Consider the following 18,762-nt stretch of genomic DNA (forward strand, 5'->3'; position numbering starts at 1 on the left):
TTATTGACCGCATGCACTTTAGTATTTATACTTGATCTAAAAATAAATAAGAGGATGATCGCAATGAGAAACCTTAATCTGACTTCTCAACGACAAGCCGTTTACGATATCGTCCGGAATTCGCATGATCACCCAACTGCTGCGGAAGTGATGAACCGCCTGGTAGAGCAGGGACATAATCTTGCTTATGGTACAGTGTATAACTCGCTTCGTTACCTATCCGACAAGAAACTGATTCAGGAGCTCAAGCTCGGTGAGTCGGCGAGCCGATATGATGCCCGGATGGATGATCACCAGCATATTATATGCGAGGTGTGTGGGGCGGTGGATGAAGTGATGAGTCATGTTCCGGAAGAGTGGATCAACGAAGTCGCCAGCGAAACAGGGTATACCATTGGGCATGCCCATGTCGTATTCGGCGGAATTTGCCCGACTTGCAAAGGGAAAAACATGAATTAAAAAAACAGGGACTTTCGTCCTTGTTTTTTTAATGCTCCATTTACATTGGATATAAGAAAAGATCGCTTCCATAAGAAACGGTCTTTTTCGGTTTTATATGAGGATTATCAAGAAATGTATGAGAATATTAAAGGGATCGAGAAGGAAAAGAGACTGTGGAAGCTGAATTATAATTATATACATAAAGTTGTTGTTAACATCGAAGGACTGGCCTACTTAAGACCCAGAAGAAAGAGAGAGTGATCACATCTCATGAACAAAAATACGGTTATTTCTATCCGTACGAAGCTCGTTGCCACCTACATGCTTGTGCTGCTGGTGCCAAGCATGATCATTGGCTGGCAGACTTATCAATCGGCCAGCCATGAAGTGGAGGATCAATTGATCAACAACGCTCAGGAGAGCGTAGGTGCGGTCAACACCATCATTAATGCCAACATAAAGTCTAAAATTAAGGATATTGAATACTTTGCCGAACAGCTGAAGGCGGAAGATATTAACAGCGAAGCGAGCGGAGAGGTATCCTCCGGCATCCGGGCCAGATTACAGGAATATGCGGCGCTACATTCCGATGTGCTCGATATTTATGTGGGGACGAGCCGGGCCAAGTCGCTGCATGCCTCCGAGACCAAGCTGCCTAATGACTATGATCCACGCAAGGAGAATTCCTATGTCAATGCGTTGAAGGACAGCAAGGGGGTAGTGATCTCTCCAGCTTTTCAATCGGCTGATAAGCAGAATGCCGTTGCGATCTCCGCCGTACTGAAGAACGGGGATGGTGTTGTGGCCCTGAATCTGAATTTGGCTGAGCTGGGCGATCTGACAAATCTCAAGGTGGGTAAGGAAGGTTATATCTTAATCGTGGACAGCAGCAAGAAGTATCTGGTCCATCCTACAGAGACGATTGGAGTCGAATCCGGTGCTGATTTTGTGAAGAAAATGTTTGAACAGGAGAAGGGTTCCTTCGATTACGTGTATAAGGATAGTAACAAGAAGATGATCTTTATGGTCAACGAGCTGACGGGCTGGAGAATTGGAGGCACGATCAGCATGAACGAGGTGGACGGTGTAACAGCACCTATCCGTAATACTGCAGCGATGGTTATCGCTGGCTCTGTCTTGGTGGCGCTGGTGCTAATCTATATTAATGTACATTCCATACTTCAGCCGCTTCGCCGATTGAGAAAGGCAACAGAGGTGATCGCCGAGGGTGACTTGTCGAAGGATATCGGCGATTTCCGCAAGGATGAGATCGGCGTACTAGCTGAGAACTTCCAGTCCATGGTGGTCAATCTGCGGGGGATGATCGTTGGTGTACAAGAAATGACGGACAACTTGTCCTCCTCTGCGGAGGAATTGACCGCGAGTGCAGAGCAGACCACAAAGGCTATCGAGCATGTGACCATTGCCATTCAGGAGGTGGCCGGGGGAACGGAGCGTCAGGTCAATAGTGTACATAAAGGCATGGAGAGTACGGCAGCCACAGCCAACGAAGTGATGAAGATCTCGGGGGTTATGGAGCAGGTATCAGCGATGATGGATAAGACCTCGTTATCCGCCTCGGAAGGTGGCGATTCGGTCATCAGTGTCGTGGACAAAATCAATGGTATCCATGAGACGGTGGAAGAGCTTGGCAGTGTGATTGACAAACTCAATAGCCGCACCGACCAGATCACCGGGATTGTAGGGGTGATCAAGGGAATTGCCCGTCAGACCAACTTGCTGGCGCTGAATGCTTCCATTGAGGCCGCAAGGGCGGGCGAGCAGGGCCGCGGCTTCGCGGTTGTTGCCGCAGAGGTGCGCAAGCTGGCAGAGGAATCAGAGCGATCAGCGACCCGAATTGCGGATCAGATTACTTCCATCAACGGGGAGGTGGCGCAGGCCACCACCACGATGGAAGCTGCCAAAGAGCGTGTGTCAGAAGGAATTCTTGCGGTCGATACAACTGGCCGATCCTTCTCGCGTATCCGCAGAGCGGTAAAGGGTGCCGCCGAGAAAATCGAAGACATGAATGAAGCTGTCCGCACACTAACCTCAGAAACAGACAGCATGGAGAAGGCGATTGCCGAGATTCGCTTGATCACCGGTGAGGCTGCTGCCAGTACAGAGACGATCTCCGCTGCCGCACAGGAGCAGCTGGCTTCTGTAGAGGAGATCGCTTCATCGTCCGCCGATCTCAGCCATCTGGCTGAAGAGCTACAAAAGCTGGCGAGCCGCTTCAAGCTGGAGGAACGACAGTAGCTAATAATTCCTTTCCATCTCCTGGTGTTTACAAGTATACTGATAAGCAAAATAACAGGGTTACGATAAGGAGAGAGCAGATTTCATGGCAGAGCAATTAAAAGGTCTCACCATCGCCCTCGCCGGTGCGCGCAAGGCCGAGGAAATGACCAAGCTGGTACAGAATATGGGTGGAACAGCGCTGCTGCGGCCTGCCCAGGGAACCGTATTTCTGGATGATGATGCACTACGAGAAGGCCTGGAGAGCTGGATTGCCAGTCCCCCATACCTGGTGATTCTGACTACAGGCATTGGGCTGGAGGCCCTGTTCACCATGGCCGGTAGTATGGGGCTGGAGGAACGCTTTCAGGAAGTCTTGTCAGGCTCTCTTATTGCTGCTCGGGGCTATAAAACAGTTAATGCTTTGAAGAAAAGAGGGTTCACTCCTGTCGCTCGCGACGATGATGGCAGCAGCACGGGTTTGATCCGGGGGATGGAAGGACTGGATCTGCAGGGCAAGGACGTTCTGTTGCAGCTGCACGGTGACCCCGCACCCGTCCTGACTGACTGGCTGGACACCGTGGGAGCCGTAACCCGGCAGATCTTGCCGTATCGTCATACACCCCCTGAGCCGGGTGAACTGGAGAGGCTGCTGGAGGAGATTGTGACCGGCAAGGTAGATGCCGTGGCCTTTACCAGTGCGCCGCAATTTCGGTTTCTCTCTCAATTGGCTAAGGAGAAGAACAAGCTGGAGGAATTGCGGGAGGCTTTTGAAAATGACGTGCTCGCTGTGTCAGTCGGACGCATCACCTCTGCCGCACTTCAAGAAGAGGGGATTACGCGGATCGTTATGCCTGAACACGAACGAATGGGCAGCATGTTCGTGGAGCTTGGCCGCTATCTAGCTACGAGCCGTTAAGTAGATAAAGGGCGGCGGGAGGCCCGTAAAGCAGGCTGATCTAGAGAGCATTTTCGCCGCAATGGAGGGCGGAAATGCTTTTTTAACAGGAAGACAAATCTGCGGGGAAAGTCCGCTTTGGATGGACATACCGCGAGCTTTTCCTTAAAATAAAGGAAGCTCATACCAATTACACCAGACGAATAATAAGGAGGAGTGCACCTATGGACAAGAGAAAATGTCTGTTACTCGGTGACTACACCCATCCCCGTTTCCACCCCTTGCAGGGAGTGGATCAACAAATCGGTGAAATTTTGCATGAACTGCTGACCGTTCAATGTTCAGAGAATAAGAAACTGTTGCTGAGCGAGCATTTGGCCGGCTATGACTTATGTATTGCTTATAATGAATTATGGAACGAGACGGTGTCTCCCCAGCAGACGGCAGGGCTACTAAGCTATGTGAGCGGTGGCGGTGGGCTCATCGTTCTGCATACCGGCGTATCGCTGGCAAAGCGCTATGAGCTGGCCCAGCTAATCGGCGGGAAATTCACTACTCATCCGCCTTATGGTCCTTTGAAATTCCGCGTGCAGCAGCATGATATTACCGAGGGAATTGAAGATTTTGAACTGGCTGAGGAGCCATATCGTTTTGAATTTGATCCTTTCACAGAGAAAACTGTGCTTCTGGAGTATGAGGCAGATGGCGAATGGCTGCCTGCTGCTTGGTGTCACCGCTATGGTCAAGGACGAGTTGTCTATCTGATGCCGGGCCATCATGAGCCTACGTTCCGGCATCCTGCCATCCGGGAGCTGATCTTGCAGGCTGCCACTTGGGCCGCTCGCATTCCTCATACGTCCTAGAGAATAAAGGTCGCGTCGTTCTTTTGTGAAATGTCTGCTCGGTGGGGTATACTTTAACCATGACTTCTGTTTACAACAAAATGCAATCTTTGGGAGGAAAGAGCCATGAGTGATTTGTTTAAAAAAGCGATCTCTTTAGGAGTGGGCCTCACCATAGTCAGCAAGGAAAAAGTTGAGAAGACAGTCGAGGAGCTTGTGAAGCGCGGAGAGCTTGCGCCCTCCGAATCGAAGGCGCTAGTTGATCGACTCATCGAGCGGGGAGAGGAAGAGCGTAGCGTATTCAAGTCAGCCATACAAGAACAGGTACAACGTGTACTGACCGACCTGAAGGTACCGTCACATAAGGACATTGAGGCTCTTGAGGCCAAAATAGCCGGACTGGAGCACCGCGTAGCGGAGCTGGAGGGCATTTCCCGGCCCCAGGGAACTTTGCCGGAAACGCATAACGATTAAATGGCGGTCCGCATCAGGCATGCTGGACGTTATCGGGCGATAGCCATGGCGCTTATGCGTCATGGCTTTGGCTATATGGTGGAGGAACTGGGACTCTACCATCTTCTATCCCTCCCGCGCCGTCTGGTCACGCAGGAGGTTCATGAAAGCCTAACCCTCGGGGAGCGGATTCGCCGGGTGCTGGAGGATCTAGGGCCAACTTTTGTGAAGTTGGGTCAGCTCGCCAGCACCCGCTCCGATCTGCTGCCCGATTCCATTATTCAGGAGCTGGTGAAGCTCCAGGATCATGTGCCGCCGTTCTCGGCGGACACGGCCCGGTCCATTGTGGAGCAGGAATTGGACCAGCATGTGGACGAGATTTTTCAATCCTTTGAATATAAACCGCTTGCCGCTGCTTCCATCGGTCAGGTTCACCGTGCTGTGCTGCATGATGGGGTGACGGTTGCAGTCAAAATCCAGCGTCCTGGCGTGCTGCGGACGATGAGCCGTGACCTGGAGATCCTCCGCGACTTGTGTGCTCTGGCGGAGCGGCGCATGGACTGGGCCAAGCAGTACGGCCTGAGCCGTATGGCGGATGAGTTCTCCAGGTCTCTCTTGGGTGAACTGGACTACAGCCAGGAAGGGCGCAATGCAGAGAAAATAGCGGGTCAGCTAGGACAACGCGAGGGAATATACATCCCGGAGATTTATTGGGATTATACTTCAACAAGGGTGCTGACCATGGAGTACGTGGAAGGGATTACTTTGAACCGCCGCCAGGAGTTGCTGGACAAGGGTGTCAAGCTCAAGGAGATCGCACAGCAGCTTGTAGAGACGATGCTGAGTCAGGTGTTCATTCACGGCTTCTTTCATGCTGACCCGCATCCCGGTAACGTGATGCTGATGGATAACGGGAAGCTGGCCTTGATCGACTTCGGGATGGTGGGCCGCCTTAGTGATCAGATGCGGGAGCATTTATCTGCACTGATCATCGCCCTGATGCGCAAGAATACAGAAGCGATGGTGCGGGCGATCCTCAAGCTTGGCGTGATACCGGAGAATGCTGACCGGGTAGCACTGCATAACGATGTCGACCGCCTCAGGGATGAATATTATGATGTTCCATTCAATCAGGTCAGTATCGGCAAGGCGCTGAACGATCTTTTCGGCATTGCCCGCAAACACCGGCTGGTGATTCCGCCGGATCTGGCGATCTTGGGTAAGACGATGCTGACTATGGAGGGGGTCGTTGGGAACCTTGACCCCTCCTTCAGCATTGTCCAGATGGCCGAGCCTTTCGGCAAGCGGCTGGCTAAGGAACGTTTTACCGGCAGCCGGATTCAGCGCAAGCTGTGGGACGGGGTAGCAGACCTGGCCGAGAGTCTGATCGAGCTGCCGACACAGGCGCGTCAGCTCTCCGCGCTAGTCAGCTCGGGCAAGCTGAAGGTTGAGGTTGGACTGCCTGAATTGCAGTCGATCCAGCGCAAGCTGGACCGGATCGGCAACCGCCTATCCTTCAGCATCGTGCTGCTGGCCTTCAGTATCATTATGGTGGGGCTGATTATCGGCTCCGCGATGCGGGGCGAACCTTCGCATCTGTGGGATTTCCCTACGGTGGAGATTGGCGCGGTAGTGGCGCTGCTGATGTTCCTGTGGCTGCTGTTCTCGATTTTCAAGTCAGGCAGGTTCTAGCTGGCTGAAGCAAAGACAGCCATTTGGGGTATATTAATAGTGCTGACTAATGAAGCAGGAAATATTCTTGTCCATTTTCACCACAAAAGGCTGAGGATCAAGTACAATATAGAGGAACTTTCTAGACTCAAGCTGGATTCTCATGACGAAAGTGTTGAATATAAAGCAATGGAGTGCCGTCTGAACTGTCCGGTGACTAGCTGCCCTTGTAGAAACCGAACCTTGACGACTCCACTTGGTAATCAAGGATACATTGGGACGGAAGGGCTCCGGTGACGGAGTTCTTCCGCTTTTTGTTTGAAATATAAGAATTTATATGTTCTACACTATAAATTATCCTTATATTTCTCGCTGAAACGGATACCGTCCCTTAGTGGACGGCAAAGCCGTTTCTACTTGAATAGGGATGTTGCGGAAGGTCTGAAGTTTAGGAAGCGAAGAAATGCTAAGAAGCATCATTATTTTGAAGAAACAGTGAGGTGGAGAATTTGCCGGGATTTAAAGATTTGGGAGTTTCAGAGGTGTTGACTGGACTTCTTCAAGGACAAGGGATTGTCCAACCGACCCCCGTACAGCAGGAAGCCATTCCGCCGGTCGTACAGGGATTGGATGTCATTGCGCGGGCTAAGACAGGGACAGGGAAGACACTTGCGTTCCTGCTGCCGATTCTGGACAAGATCTATGTAGAGCGGGCTTATCCGCAGGCGCTAATCCTGGCTCCTACACGGGAGCTGGCTTTGCAAATTACAGAAGAAGCGCGCAAGCTGGCGCGCCACACAGGTGTCAAAATCCTCGCTGTATACGGCGGCCAGGATGTGGAGAAGCAACTCCGCAAGCTGGAAGGCGGCCGTCACTTGATTATCGGAACGCCGGGACGTCTCTTGGACCATTTGCGCCGGGAAACACTGGATCTCAGCGGGGTGAAAATGCTCGTTCTGGACGAGGCGGATCAAATGCTGCATATGGGCTTCCTGGAGGATGTTGAGACCATTATCACGGCTGTGCCTTACCGTCGCCAGACAATGTTGTTCTCGGCAACAATGCCAGATCCGATTAAGCGTCTTGCAGCCAATTATATGAAAGAGCCGCTGGATATCGTAATCAAGAGCGGTTCACCGATTCCACTGGACAATATCCGTCAGCAAGTCGTGGAATGCTCTGACCGGAACAAGGAGGAAGCATTGCAAGCCTTGATCGAGCGGGACCGTCCGTACTTGGCTATGATTTTCTGCCGGACCAAACGCCGGGTATCCAAGTTGAACGAGGCATTGCAGCAGGCCGGTTACGAATGCGATGAGCTGCATGGTGATCTGTCCCAAGCGAAGCGTGAAGCGGTAATGAAAAGATTCCGTGACGCCAAGCTGCAGCTCCTTGTTGCTACAGACGTAGCGGCCCGTGGCCTTGATGTTGAAGGCGTAACGCATGTCTTCAACTATGATATGCCGCTGGATGTGGACAGCTACATCCACCGGATCGGACGGACAGGCCGTGCTGGTGGCAAGGGCTTGGCGATTACTTTCGCCTCGCCGCGTGACCAGCAAGGCCTTGACATGATCGAGCAGGGCATCTCGCAGCGGCTTGATCGCCGCCGCTACGAGAAAGACGAGTTCGGCGTCGGTGAATTCTCCGCCGCTCAGGGCGGCGGAAGCCGCCAGGGCAGCCGCCGTGGTGCAGCTCCCGAAGCGGCACGGGCCGGTCGCGGACCGAAGACCGGCAGCCGTGGTGCAGGCCGCAGCGGCGGAGCGCCGCGTGCGGAGGCTGGTGCGCGTCAAGGCGGCGGTGGCCGCGGACGCGCCAAGGAAGCTGCCGTCTGGGATCAGCCGTCAGCTAGCTCCCGCCCGGGCCGCAGCGCTCAAGGCGGCGGTGGCCGCGGACGTGCCAAGGAAGCTGCCGTCTGGGATCAGCCGTCAGCTAGCTCCCGCCCGGGCCGCAGCGCTCAAGGCGGCAATGGCCCGCGTAGCGGCTACAGCGCTAATAGCTCGCACAGCGAAAGCCAGAGCGGCTATAGCGACAGTGGCTCGCGTGGCGGAAGCCGGAGCGGCTACGGCGGCAATAGCTCGCGCAGTGGAGGCCAAGGCGGCTACGGCGGCAATGGCTCGCGCAGTGGAGGCCAAGGCGGCTACGGCGGCAATGGTTCGCGCAGCGGAGGCCAGGGCGGTTACGGCGGTAATGGCTCGCGCAGTGGAGGCCAAGGCGGTTACGGCGGTAATGGCTCGCGCAGCGGAGGCCAAGGCGGCTACGGCGGTAATAGCTCACGCAGCGGAGGCCGTAGTAATAGTTCCGGCGGCCGTAAAGGCGGCGGGCGTGGCTCATCCAGATAAAGGCGATGGACAGGCGTAAGTAGACCTTGTTACCATAGTGCAGTTGGCGTTTACGCCGGCGACTATGGTAATATTTTTTTGGAATCTAACAAGTCATGGTGCGTCCGATTTTTCTTGATGAAACATTTCCGGTGGTCAGCCGGTCTTAATAGAGAAGAACACTGGCTTAGGAGGGAGAAGCAGTAACATGTCCAAAAAAGTAAGAATCCTGTTCTTATTCATCATTGTCGTTGCTATCGGCTGGGGAATCGGTAAATATACGATTCCTTCAGCCTCAAAGGAACAGGGGGCGGCAGCCAATCAGCAGGATGACCTTCAGGGTCAACCTGTGGCTTCCCCAGATCCATCGGCCGTTTCCGGTGAAAATGGCACGGACAAGCCTGGTAACGACGGAAACAGCGGTCCTGGTGGGGATCATTTAACACCGGTAACGGGGAGTCCGTCTAATTCCACCTCTGAACCGAACAGTATGACAGTAATGGTGAACAAGCAGTACGGACTGCCGGATAATTATAAGCCGGAGGATCTCGTTTATCCGAATGTGCGGTTTACGTTCAAGGAAAAAATCGAGAAACGGATGATGCGCAAGGAAGCGGCTACGGCACTGGAAGAGTTGTTTGCCGGTGCGGAGAAAGATGGCATTTATCTGGCCGGTGTCTCTGCGTTCCGTTCCCAGTCCACCCAGGTTGGTCTGTTCAACCGTTATGTGGAACGCGACGGAGAAGAGAAAGCTCGCAGATACAGTGCGGTGCCGGGGCATAGCGAGCATCAGACTGGACTAGCTATTGATGTGACAAGCAGTGACGGGAAGTGTGCGGCTGAAAGCTGCTTTGCCGGAACGCCGGAAGCCAAATGGCTGGCTGAACATGCAGCGGAGTATGGATATATCATCCGCTATCCGGAGGGCAAGGAGAAAATTACCGGATACATGTATGAGCCATGGCATATTCGTTATGTTGGCAAAGAGATTGCGGCTGATATTGTACAGAGTGGCGTTACGTTAGAGGAATACTATAACGCGGTTCCAGTGTCGCAATAAGCATAGACTTAGTATGATAAAAGGGGATGTCCCGTAAGCCATAGGCTTTATGGACATCCTATTTTGCATGGTCTGACCTAATGAGATGGATGGTGGTGGCTGGCTGAAGGCCGGTGGATTCTGCGTCGTGGCTGGTGGCTCGTAAGTGACAACCCGTACCCCGCAACAGAAATCCCGTACTCCGTAACAGTAACTGCAACTGTAACAGTAACTGCAACTGTAACAGTAACTGCAACTGCAACTGTAACAGTAACTGTAACTGTAACTGTAACTGCAACTGTAACTGCAACTGTAACTGCAACTGCAACTGTAACTGTAACTGTAACTGTAACTGTAACTGTAATCATAACTGTAACCGTGATCCGTAAGCGTGACGCGTATCCGTACCCCGTACCCCGCACCCCGTACCCCGTAACAGGTGCCTCTTACCCTGCGGTTTGAAATAAAGGCAATTTTGTACCTTAATTAATGGTGAAACCGCTGTATTCGCCAAATAAGTGCAATATTGTACCTTATATTCACGAAAAAGGCTCTTTTTCAAGCTGAGATGAGAATTAACATACAATTTTGCACTTAATTACCTAAATCACACGTATAGACACAAATTAAGGTACATTTTTGCCTCTATTCCCGATCCCCTCGACCTTCTAGGCCTAAGGCAATTATTCATTAGAGAGAAAAAGAGTGTTCCATAAGCCAAGAATGGCTCTTGGGACCACTTCTGCTAATACGCAGAGCAGCAGCGATTCTCTAATAATAGGAGAATCGCTGCTCTATTAGCTTTATAGTTTTGAAAATGAAGTGAATCTGTCGCAGCTCGTAGAAAACTCACTTTTGGGACAGCTCCTTTGTATCGTTTAGAGAACTTATCTCTTGATTATTACCGCCGGGAGAGACTCAAGAGAGATCCAAGAGAGATCCAAGAGAGATTCCTTCCAAATTACAACGCAAGCGTAACCTTGGTGAGGATGAGGTTTCATTCCTCTGATTTTGTCGACAGCCTAAGCTGCTCGTTTCGATAGCTCAGAGGGCTTTGTCCATAGCGTTTTTTAAAAGCTCTGCTGAAATAGCTGAGATCGGCGAAGCCGGCTTGCTCTGCTGATTCTGAGACAAGGGCGTCTGGTAGGCGAAGCAGCTCGGATGCTTTTTCCAGCCTGATCTGATTCATCCGTTCCACAATGGTATACCCTGTAAGCTTCTTGTACTGCCGGGATAAATGTCCGTAGCTCATATGCAGCGATGCAGCCAACTCTGTGACGCTCAGGCGGCCGCCTTGATAGTCCTCCAAATAAATCTCCACTTTTCGCACCAGTGGGTCCTGATAAGTCTTGGTTAACCCCGTCTGTCCGTCCATTGATTGCTGAAGGGTGCAGAGTTGCTCAAGCAGTCCGACGAGCAAGAGCTGAAGCCCAAGCTCCGAACGCTGCAAAGTGGCTTCACGTAGAAAATGCATCAGCATGGCTCCAAAGCCAGCTTCATCGCGGTAGGAGCCAGGCTTCCACTTTTGTAGCCGTAGTAGCCGTGCATACAAGGAATCCCCAGGCAAATTCTCCTCTGTTCCGTCTGCACGCCGAATCCGCCAGCGGAAACAGAGACCTTCGTGCGGATTCCCCTTAGTATACGTATGAGAATGGACCATGCCCGGGGGAATAAGGAAGAACTCGTCGGCTTGAACGCCGATGGATTCTCCGACGAAGTGCGTATCCAGCCGCCCGGTCAGCACATAGTTGAGTTCAAACCAGGTGTGGGCATGGGGCGGACATTTACTAGCGGTGCCGATTTGTTCAAAAATGATATCTACCCATTCAATAATGACATCCATCACCTGTATTTCTTGGCATAAGGTATTGAAAACAGGAGGAAGGGCGCTTTTCCAGTCGTTTAGTTCCATTTTGGATTGAGGCTTCTTTCTATTTTTGAAATGATTATATCATAATCGGACAAATATGCGTGTGTTTTGGAAATGTACGCAGACGTCATGCAGCCTCACAATGGAAGGGAGACGAATGACCTTACTGAAGGAGGCGGCAAGAGATGAAAAAATTGCATTTGCTCAGCAATGCCCACCTGGACCCCGTATGGCAATGGGAATGGGAAGAAGGGGCGGCGGCAGCTGTATCAACCTTTCGCGCAGCGGCGGAGTTTTGCGAGGAAGTCGACGGTTATATTTTTAATCACAATGAAGTGATTCTCTATAAATGGATTGAGGAGTATGAACCCAAGCTGTTTGCGCGTATCCAGCGGCTGGTGAAGGAAGGTAAGTGGAGAATCATGGGCGGTTGGTATTTGCAGCCCGATTGCAACATGATTTCCGGGGAGTCATTCGTTCGGCAGATTCTGCTCGGTAAAGCCTATTTCCGGGAGAAATTCGATGCTGAACCAACAACTGCAATCAACTTTGATTCATTCGGACATACTCGGGGATTGGTGCAGATTCTGGAGCAAGCGGGATATGATTCATATATCTTCATGCGCCCTGATGAGATGGATGCCCTTCCGGCGGGAGATTTTATCTGGGAAGGCTTTAATGGCTCTAAGGTGATGGCTCATAAGATCGAAGGCGGCTATAACACCAACATGGGCAAAACCCGTGAGAAAATCGAGCGGTGGCTGAACGACCACGGAGACCGTGACACAGGACTTGTTCTCTGGGGAGTAGGCAACCATGGCGGCGGGCCATCCCGTATCGATCTGGCACAAATCGGAGAGTTGATGGCGGAGCGGAAGGACTTCCAGATTATACATTCCACTCCAGAAGCGTATTTCGCTGATTTGCGAGCGACGACAGAGCTGCCGTCCTTTGCAGGTGATCTCAATCCCCGATTTGTGGGTTGTTATACCTCGATGATCCGCATCAAGCAGAAGCACCGCCAACTGGAAAATGAACTGTTTATGACGGAGAAAATGCTGTCAACGGCTGCGCTTCAGGGCTTGCTGTCGTATCCTGCGAGCGAGCTGCATGAAGCGCTTTGTGATCTGCTGACTGCCCAGTTCCACGATATTCTGCCGGGAACTTCGATACAGCCAGCAGAAGAAGCTTCGCTACGGCAGATTGATCATGGGCTTGAGATTGTGGCACGTTTGAAGGCGAGAGCTTTCTTCGCAATGGCTTCAGGACAGCCCAAGGCGGCGCTGAAAGAATATCCGATCCTGATCTATAATCCACATCCGTTCCCGGTGAAGGGCATTTTTGAATGCGAATTTATGCTGGAGGACCAGAACTGGAATGAAGAGTTCTCTATGCCTCAAGTATACAGGGACGGACAATTGCTTCCTTGTCAGCCGGAAAAGGAACTCAGCAACCTGAATCTGGACTGGAGAAAAAGAGTGGTCTTTGAGGCCGAGCTTGCCCCTTCCTCGATGAACCGCTTCGATACCCGGATTAAAATGTTAAAAGAGAAGCCGCTTCCCCAGTTAACACAGCAGGATGGGGTCTTCCGGTTTGAAACCGCAGATCTGCGCGTGGTTATTAACGCCGCGACTGGTCGGATGGATGAATACTCTGTCAAGGGTATATCATACCTGCGCAAGAATGCTTTTGCTGCGTTGGTGCTTGAGGACAATGAAGATCCATGGAGAATGGACACCATTGCTTTTGGCCCTGTAGAGGGCAGGTTTGAATTGATGAGTGAAGAAGAGAACCGTGTATTCTCTGGGGTGAAAAATCCACTTCCGGCGGTACGGGTTATTGAAGATGGTGCAGTACGCACGGTGATTGAATCGGTTCTGACTTACGGCAATTCCCGCATTTGTCAGCTCTACAAGCTGCCTAAGCAGGGGACAGAGATTGAAGTCGAGCTGCGTGTCTACTGGAACGAGAAAGACAAGATGCTCAAGCTGTCCATCCCTACGGTTTTGGAGCAAGGAGACTTCCTAGGCCAGACAGCCTTCGGGATCAATCCGCTGGATCGTGAAGGCAATGAGACGGTGGCCCAGAAGTGGATTGCAGTGGAGGATATGACGCAGAATATGGCCGTTACTTGCATCAATAATGGGATCTACGGCGGAGATTTCCGGCGGGGCGAGGTTCGTCTGTCACTACTGCGCGGCGCAGGATACTGTGCACATCCGATCGGGGACCGTCCAATTATGGTACAGGATCGTTTCCAGCCGCGGATGGATCAGGGCGAACGCAGCTATACCTTCTGGCTGAATGCAGGGGAGCTTGCAGATCGGAGAGACCGGGTAGATCGGGAAGCGCTGGTTCATAACGAACGTCCTTACGCATTGTCTTTCTTCCCATCAGGTGAGGGAGAACTTCTGGACTCCTTTATTGTGCTGGAAGATGACCGTATTCAACTTAGCGCCTTCAAAAAAGAGGAGCAAGGCGATGGCTATATACTGAGGCTGTTCGAGCCGACTGGCTCCGCTGGTTCCACCACCGTCAGTATTTCTACACTTGGCATCCGCAGGGAAGTCAGTCTGAAAGGATTTGAAATCAAGACATTCCGTATTCAGCCTGCCTCTGGTACCTTTGAGGAAATTCCACTCTGCGAACGTTAATATATTGGCTACGTCTAGCCGCCGGACAGTCCCCATGGACCGCTCGGCGGTTTTTAATTATCTTCAAATCTACAGTGATGTATGCACGATAAAGGATAGATATAGCGTACTTTTGAATTCGGACGGCAATAAGAGTAGAATAGAGAAAACTATTAAATTTTGAAGGGATGGTAGCACAATGTCGATCTATAGTTTTGCCGGGGTTACGCCTGCGGGTAAGGAAGTACCGTTCACAGAATATGAAGGCAAGGTGCTGCTGATTGCCAACACGGCCAGCAAATGCGGGCTGACTCCGCAATATGGAGAACTACAAAAGCTGTACGAGCAGTACGGAGAACAAGGCCTTGTAGTGTTGGGCTTTCCCTGCAATCAGTTTGCCGGACAAGAGCCAGGAACGAGCGAAGAAGCAGCGGAGTTCTGCCAGATTAACTATGGCGTGTCCTTCCCGGTATTTGCCAAGGTAGATGTCAACGGACCAGAAGCCAGCCAGCTCTTCGAGTATTTGAAGAAACAGCAGCCGGGTGAAGGCGAGAGCAGCGACATCCAGTGGAATTTCACCAAATTCCTCGTTGACCGCAGTGGCAATGTGACCGCTCGCTTTGAGCCAAAAGAATCGCCTGAAACAATGAAGGACAGCATCGAGTCCTTGTTATAATTTTGAATAAGCAAGAAATTTAGGGCTTACACCTTCTCCCGGACACGGCTTTTGGCTGTTGTCCGGGAGTTTTGCATATTTGGGCCTATTCATATCATGAAGTGTGAAAATAATCCTTGACGCTTTTCTTAGACCTTGTATCCTTTAATTGCAATGATACATAACAGGAATTCGCATAAGGCAGGAAATCATTCAGAATAATAACCGGCAGGAGGGTTCTGTACACAGCATGAAATTGATTACGGAAGTAGCGGCAGAAGTAGGAATTGGTGAACAACATCTGGAGCTGTACGGTAAATATAAGAGCAAGCTGGCGTCTTCACTCTGGGAGGAGCTTAGCCACCGTCCGGACGGGAAGCTCGTTCTGGTGACGGCGGTCAATCCTACACCGGCCGGAGAAGGAAAGACGCTGACAACGATTGGCCTCGCTCAGGCACTGAACGCTTCTGGGGTAAAGACAGTGGCTGCGCTGCGCGAACCTTCGCTGGGACCTTGCCTGGGCATGAAGGGCGGAGCTACTGGTGGCGGCCAAGCACAGATTGTCCCGGCAGACGAGATTAACCTCCACTTTACAGGAGATATCCATGCGGTAACGTCTGCGCATAATTTATTATCTGCGATGATCGACAATCATATTTTCCACGGTAATGCGCTGGATATCGATCCCCAGCGGATCGTATGGAAGCGCGTTATGGATATGAATGACCGCAGTCTGCGGAGCATTGTAACTGGTCTTGGGGACGGTAACGGTACCGTTCGGGAGGCTGGTTTTCAGATCACGACAGCCTCGGAGATTATGGCCGTGCTCTGTCTTTGTGATGATTTGTCTGATCTTAAGAAGCGGATTGGCCGGATTCTTGTAGGATATAACCGTCTCGGCCAGCCCGTCACAGCACAAGAGCTGGGTGCGGTGGAGGCTATGGCTGCACTATTGAAGGAAGCGGTGAAGCCAAATCTGGTGCAGACGCTGGAAGGTACACCGGTTATCGTACATGGTGGACCTTTTGCGAACATTGCCCATGGTTGCAGTAGTGTGATTGGTACTCGCTATGCGTTGAAGCTGGGTGATCTTGTTGTCACGGAAGCGGGCTTTGGCGCGGATCTTGGAGCCGAGAAATTCATGGACATTAAATGCCGTCAAGCGGGATTAACTCCTGCCGCAGCTGTGCTAGTGGTTACCGTGAAGTCCCTGAAGTACAACGGCGGTGTTGCTAAGAGTGAGCTCGGGTCCGAGAATCAAACAGCCTTGCTTGCCGGCATCCCTAATATGGAGCGTCATATTGAGAACCTGGGCAAGTTCGGGGTGCCCGTTGTTGTGGCCATCAATCATTTCGAGGGCGATAGTCCGGCCGAGATTGAGGCGATCCAGGCAGCCTGCCAACGCCTGAATGTGCCGTCAGCTGTATCCAAAGTATGGGCCGAGGGCGGAGCCGGCGGTCTGGAACTGGCGAGCGAGTTGTTGCAGGTGCTAGAACAGGACGGTGCAAATTTCGAACCGTTGTATGAGAACAACCTTGATATTGCGGACAAAATCACCACTATTGTGCGTGAAATCTATCGCGGTGCAGAGGTTGCCTTCTCTCCCGCAGCCAAGCGCAGCTTGGCTGTAATTAATCAGTTGGGTCTGAATGAGCTGCAAGTATGTATGGCCAAGACGCCGTATTCCTTCTCGGATCAGGCCAAGCTTCTTGGGGCACCAGTAGGCTTTACCATGGGCGTACGTGACATTACATTGTCACTAGGTGCTGGTTTTGCTGTAGTTATTACCGGCAACATCGTAACCATGCCAGGTCTTCCAGCTCGACCGGCAGCCGAAGGGCTGCACGTCGATGAGGGTGGCGAGATACATGGATTAGAATAAGGTTAGCTTCAATTGTAGCCCTGGGCTTTACTTGTCTTTATAGACGGTAAGGCTTGGGGCTTTATGTATTTATAGGCTTGGCTTAACGTTCATAATGACGCTCTGTCATGGAGAAGTTAAAGGTATCCGCGACTCAGCAGGGAGCAGACACAAAATACTTAAAATTGTGAACAATTTGAGGAATTGCAGAAATAGACTTGAAATGTGATAAAAATCACAATATAATCAGTTCATAAAGTGAAATAAATCACAAACAAATAATATATAAGCTTTTCAAATTGGAGGAGGAAGAAATCATGAAAGTAGCAGTCATTGGATGTACCCATGCCGGAACCGCAGCCATCGTTAATACCGCCCAGCTTTATCCGGACGCCGAGATTACGGTGTACGAACGTAACGACAACATTTCGTTCCTGTCTTGCGGGATCGCCCTTTATGTAGGGGGTGTTGTTAAAGACCCTCAAGGACTGTTCTATTCCTCGCCAGAGAAGCTCGCTGAGCTCGGGGTGAAGACGAATATGCGTCATGAAGTAATCGCGGTGGATACCAAAGCCAAGACACTCCGGGCCCGCAACCTCGCGAATGGACAGGAGTTTGATGATACCTACGACAAACTGATCATGACAACAGGATCTTGGCCGATTGTTCCACAGCTGGATGGCATGGATTTGGACGGTATTCTGCTCTCGAAGAACTACAACCATTCCAACACTATTATTGAAAGAGCCAAGCATGTAAACCGCATTACGGTCGTTGGCGCTGGATATATCGGAGTAGAACTGGTAGAGGCGTTCCAGATGAACGGTAAGCAAGTAACCTTGATCGACGGGGAAGAGCGAATTTTGAGCAAATACCTGGACGAGGAATTCACTGCTCCCATCGAGCAGTCTCTGAAGGATCACGGCATTACCTTGGCGCTTGGTGAGAAGGTCAGCTCTTTTGTCGGCGATAATGGTAAGGTTACGAAGGTTATCACAAGCAAAGGGGAGCATGAGACCGAACTGGTGATTCTCTGTATCGGTTTCCGTCCTAATACGGAGCTGTTGAAAGGTCAGGTTGAGATGTTGCCGAACGGCGCGATCGTTGTGAATAATTACATGGAGACCAGTGCGCCGGATGTCTTCGCCGCTGGCGACAGCTGCGCAATTCACTATAACCCAACTGGTAAAAATGCCTACATTCCACTGGCGACTAACGCTGTACGGATGGGTACCCTGGTGGCCCGTAATCTTGTTGCCCAAACGATTCCTTACATGGGTACGCAAGGGACATCTGGCATCAAGATCTATGAAGATAACATTGCCGGAACGGGACTGACGGAGGAAGCTGCCAAGGGTGAAGGTATGGAAGTCGATAGCGTTATGATCTTGGATAACTATCGTCCGGAGTTCATGCCGACATTCGAGCAAGTGCAGCTCAAGGTCGTGTTTGAACGTGCGACACGCCGTATACTGGGTGCGCAGATTATGTCCAAAATGGATTTGACGCAATCGATTAATACGATCTCAGTGTGCATCCAGAATAAGATGACGGTGGATCAGTTGGCCTTTATTGATTTCTTCTTCCAACCACACTACAACAAGCCGTGGAACTTCCTGAATACTGCCGGATTGCAGGCATTGCCGCAAACACTGGCTGTAAAAGAACCCGCGTTAGTATAAAATCATTGTCATTCAGACCGGAGCCAGATTACCCTGGCTTCGGTTTTTTTGCGTGTCCAAACGGTAATTATGACATGTCAGTGAAAATTTTCACTTGTCTTTTACAGTAGTGATTATTATCACGTTAATGTGTTATACGACACGCTACAATGGCATAA

General features: G+C 51.2%; 14 protein-coding genes. 12 read left to right on the forward strand and 2 right to left on the reverse strand.

Annotated elements, in window-relative coordinates; all coding sequences use genetic code 11:
- The first annotated feature begins 63 nt into the window (after nucleotides 1-63).
- The 8 genes from AC3Y23_RS12085 (at nucleotide 64) to AC3Y23_RS12120 (ending at nucleotide 9,924) form a co-directional block, all read left to right on the forward strand.
- Entirely contained in the window at nucleotides 64-459 is a 396-nt protein-coding gene (locus tag AC3Y23_RS12085; protein ID WP_379199085.1) for a Fur family transcriptional regulator, read from the forward strand.
- 252 nt (nucleotides 460-711) lie between these two features.
- Nucleotides 712-2,700, forward strand: coding sequence for a methyl-accepting chemotaxis protein (locus AC3Y23_RS12090; RefSeq protein ID WP_379199087.1), 1,989 nt, complete (start codon nucleotides 712-714; stop codon nucleotides 2,698-2,700).
- Nucleotides 2,701-2,785: 85 nt separating this feature from the next.
- Nucleotides 2,786-3,598: a uroporphyrinogen-III synthase gene (locus tag AC3Y23_RS12095; protein ID WP_379199089.1), complete on the forward strand. Its 813-nt coding sequence runs from the start codon at nucleotides 2,786-2,788 to the stop codon at nucleotides 3,596-3,598.
- A gap of 203 nt (nucleotides 3,599-3,801) precedes the next feature.
- Complete coding sequence (locus AC3Y23_RS12100) at nucleotides 3,802-4,440, forward strand: ThuA domain-containing protein (RefSeq protein WP_379199092.1); 639 nt, start codon at nucleotides 3,802-3,804, stop codon at nucleotides 4,438-4,440.
- A 105-nt stretch (nucleotides 4,441-4,545) separates the two neighbouring features.
- Nucleotides 4,546-4,893 carry a phasin family protein gene (locus AC3Y23_RS12105; protein ID WP_379199094.1) on the forward strand — a complete coding sequence of 116 codons (348 nt, stop codon included), beginning with the start codon at nucleotides 4,546-4,548 and terminating at the stop codon, nucleotides 4,891-4,893.
- Nucleotides 4,894-6,564 (forward strand): ABC1 kinase family protein, encoded by a 1,671-nt coding sequence (locus tag AC3Y23_RS12110; protein WP_379199096.1) that lies wholly within the window; start codon nucleotides 4,894-4,896, stop codon nucleotides 6,562-6,564.
- Between the two features lie 488 nt (nucleotides 6,565-7,052).
- Nucleotides 7,053-8,885: a DEAD/DEAH box helicase gene (locus tag AC3Y23_RS12115; RefSeq protein WP_379199098.1), complete on the forward strand. Its 1,833-nt coding sequence runs from the start codon at nucleotides 7,053-7,055 to the stop codon at nucleotides 8,883-8,885.
- Between the two features lie 187 nt (nucleotides 8,886-9,072).
- On the forward strand, nucleotides 9,073-9,924 hold the full coding sequence (locus tag AC3Y23_RS12120; protein WP_379199100.1) for a M15 family metallopeptidase: 852 nt from the start codon (nucleotides 9,073-9,075) through the stop codon (nucleotides 9,922-9,924).
- Nucleotides 9,925-10,001: 77 nt separating this feature from the next.
- Here the strand turns inward: AC3Y23_RS12120 and AC3Y23_RS12125 are convergent, their stop codons facing one another.
- A complete protein-coding gene (locus AC3Y23_RS12125) occupies nucleotides 10,002-10,325 on the reverse strand; it encodes a hypothetical protein (protein WP_379199102.1) in 324 nt (107 codons plus the stop codon).
- Nucleotides 10,326-10,900: 575 nt separating this feature from the next.
- Nucleotides 10,901-11,746, reverse strand: coding sequence for a helix-turn-helix transcriptional regulator (locus tag AC3Y23_RS12130; RefSeq protein WP_379199104.1), 846 nt, complete (start codon nucleotides 11,744-11,746; stop codon nucleotides 10,901-10,903).
- Nucleotides 11,747-11,958: 212 nt separating this feature from the next.
- Between AC3Y23_RS12130 and AC3Y23_RS12135 the strand changes: the two genes are divergently transcribed.
- The 4 genes from AC3Y23_RS12135 (at nucleotide 11,959) to AC3Y23_RS12150 (ending at nucleotide 18,604) form a co-directional block, all read left to right on the forward strand.
- Nucleotides 11,959-14,427, forward strand: a complete 2,469-nt coding sequence (locus tag AC3Y23_RS12135; RefSeq protein ID WP_379199106.1) for a glycoside hydrolase family 38 N-terminal domain-containing protein — start codon at nucleotides 11,959-11,961, stop codon at nucleotides 14,425-14,427.
- Between the two features lie 178 nt (nucleotides 14,428-14,605).
- Nucleotides 14,606-15,082, forward strand: coding sequence for a glutathione peroxidase (locus AC3Y23_RS12140; RefSeq protein WP_379199108.1), 477 nt, complete (start codon nucleotides 14,606-14,608; stop codon nucleotides 15,080-15,082).
- Between the two features lie 229 nt (nucleotides 15,083-15,311).
- Nucleotides 15,312-16,943, forward strand: a complete 1,632-nt coding sequence (locus tag AC3Y23_RS12145) for a formate--tetrahydrofolate ligase (RefSeq protein ID WP_379199110.1) — start codon at nucleotides 15,312-15,314, stop codon at nucleotides 16,941-16,943.
- Nucleotides 16,944-17,239: 296 nt separating this feature from the next.
- Nucleotides 17,240-18,604: an FAD-dependent oxidoreductase gene (locus AC3Y23_RS12150; protein ID WP_379199112.1), complete on the forward strand. Its 1,365-nt coding sequence runs from the start codon at nucleotides 17,240-17,242 to the stop codon at nucleotides 18,602-18,604.
- The last annotated feature ends 158 nt before the right edge of the window (nucleotides 18,605-18,762 follow it).

Source organism: Paenibacillus sp. MAHUQ-45, from assembly GCF_058133325.1.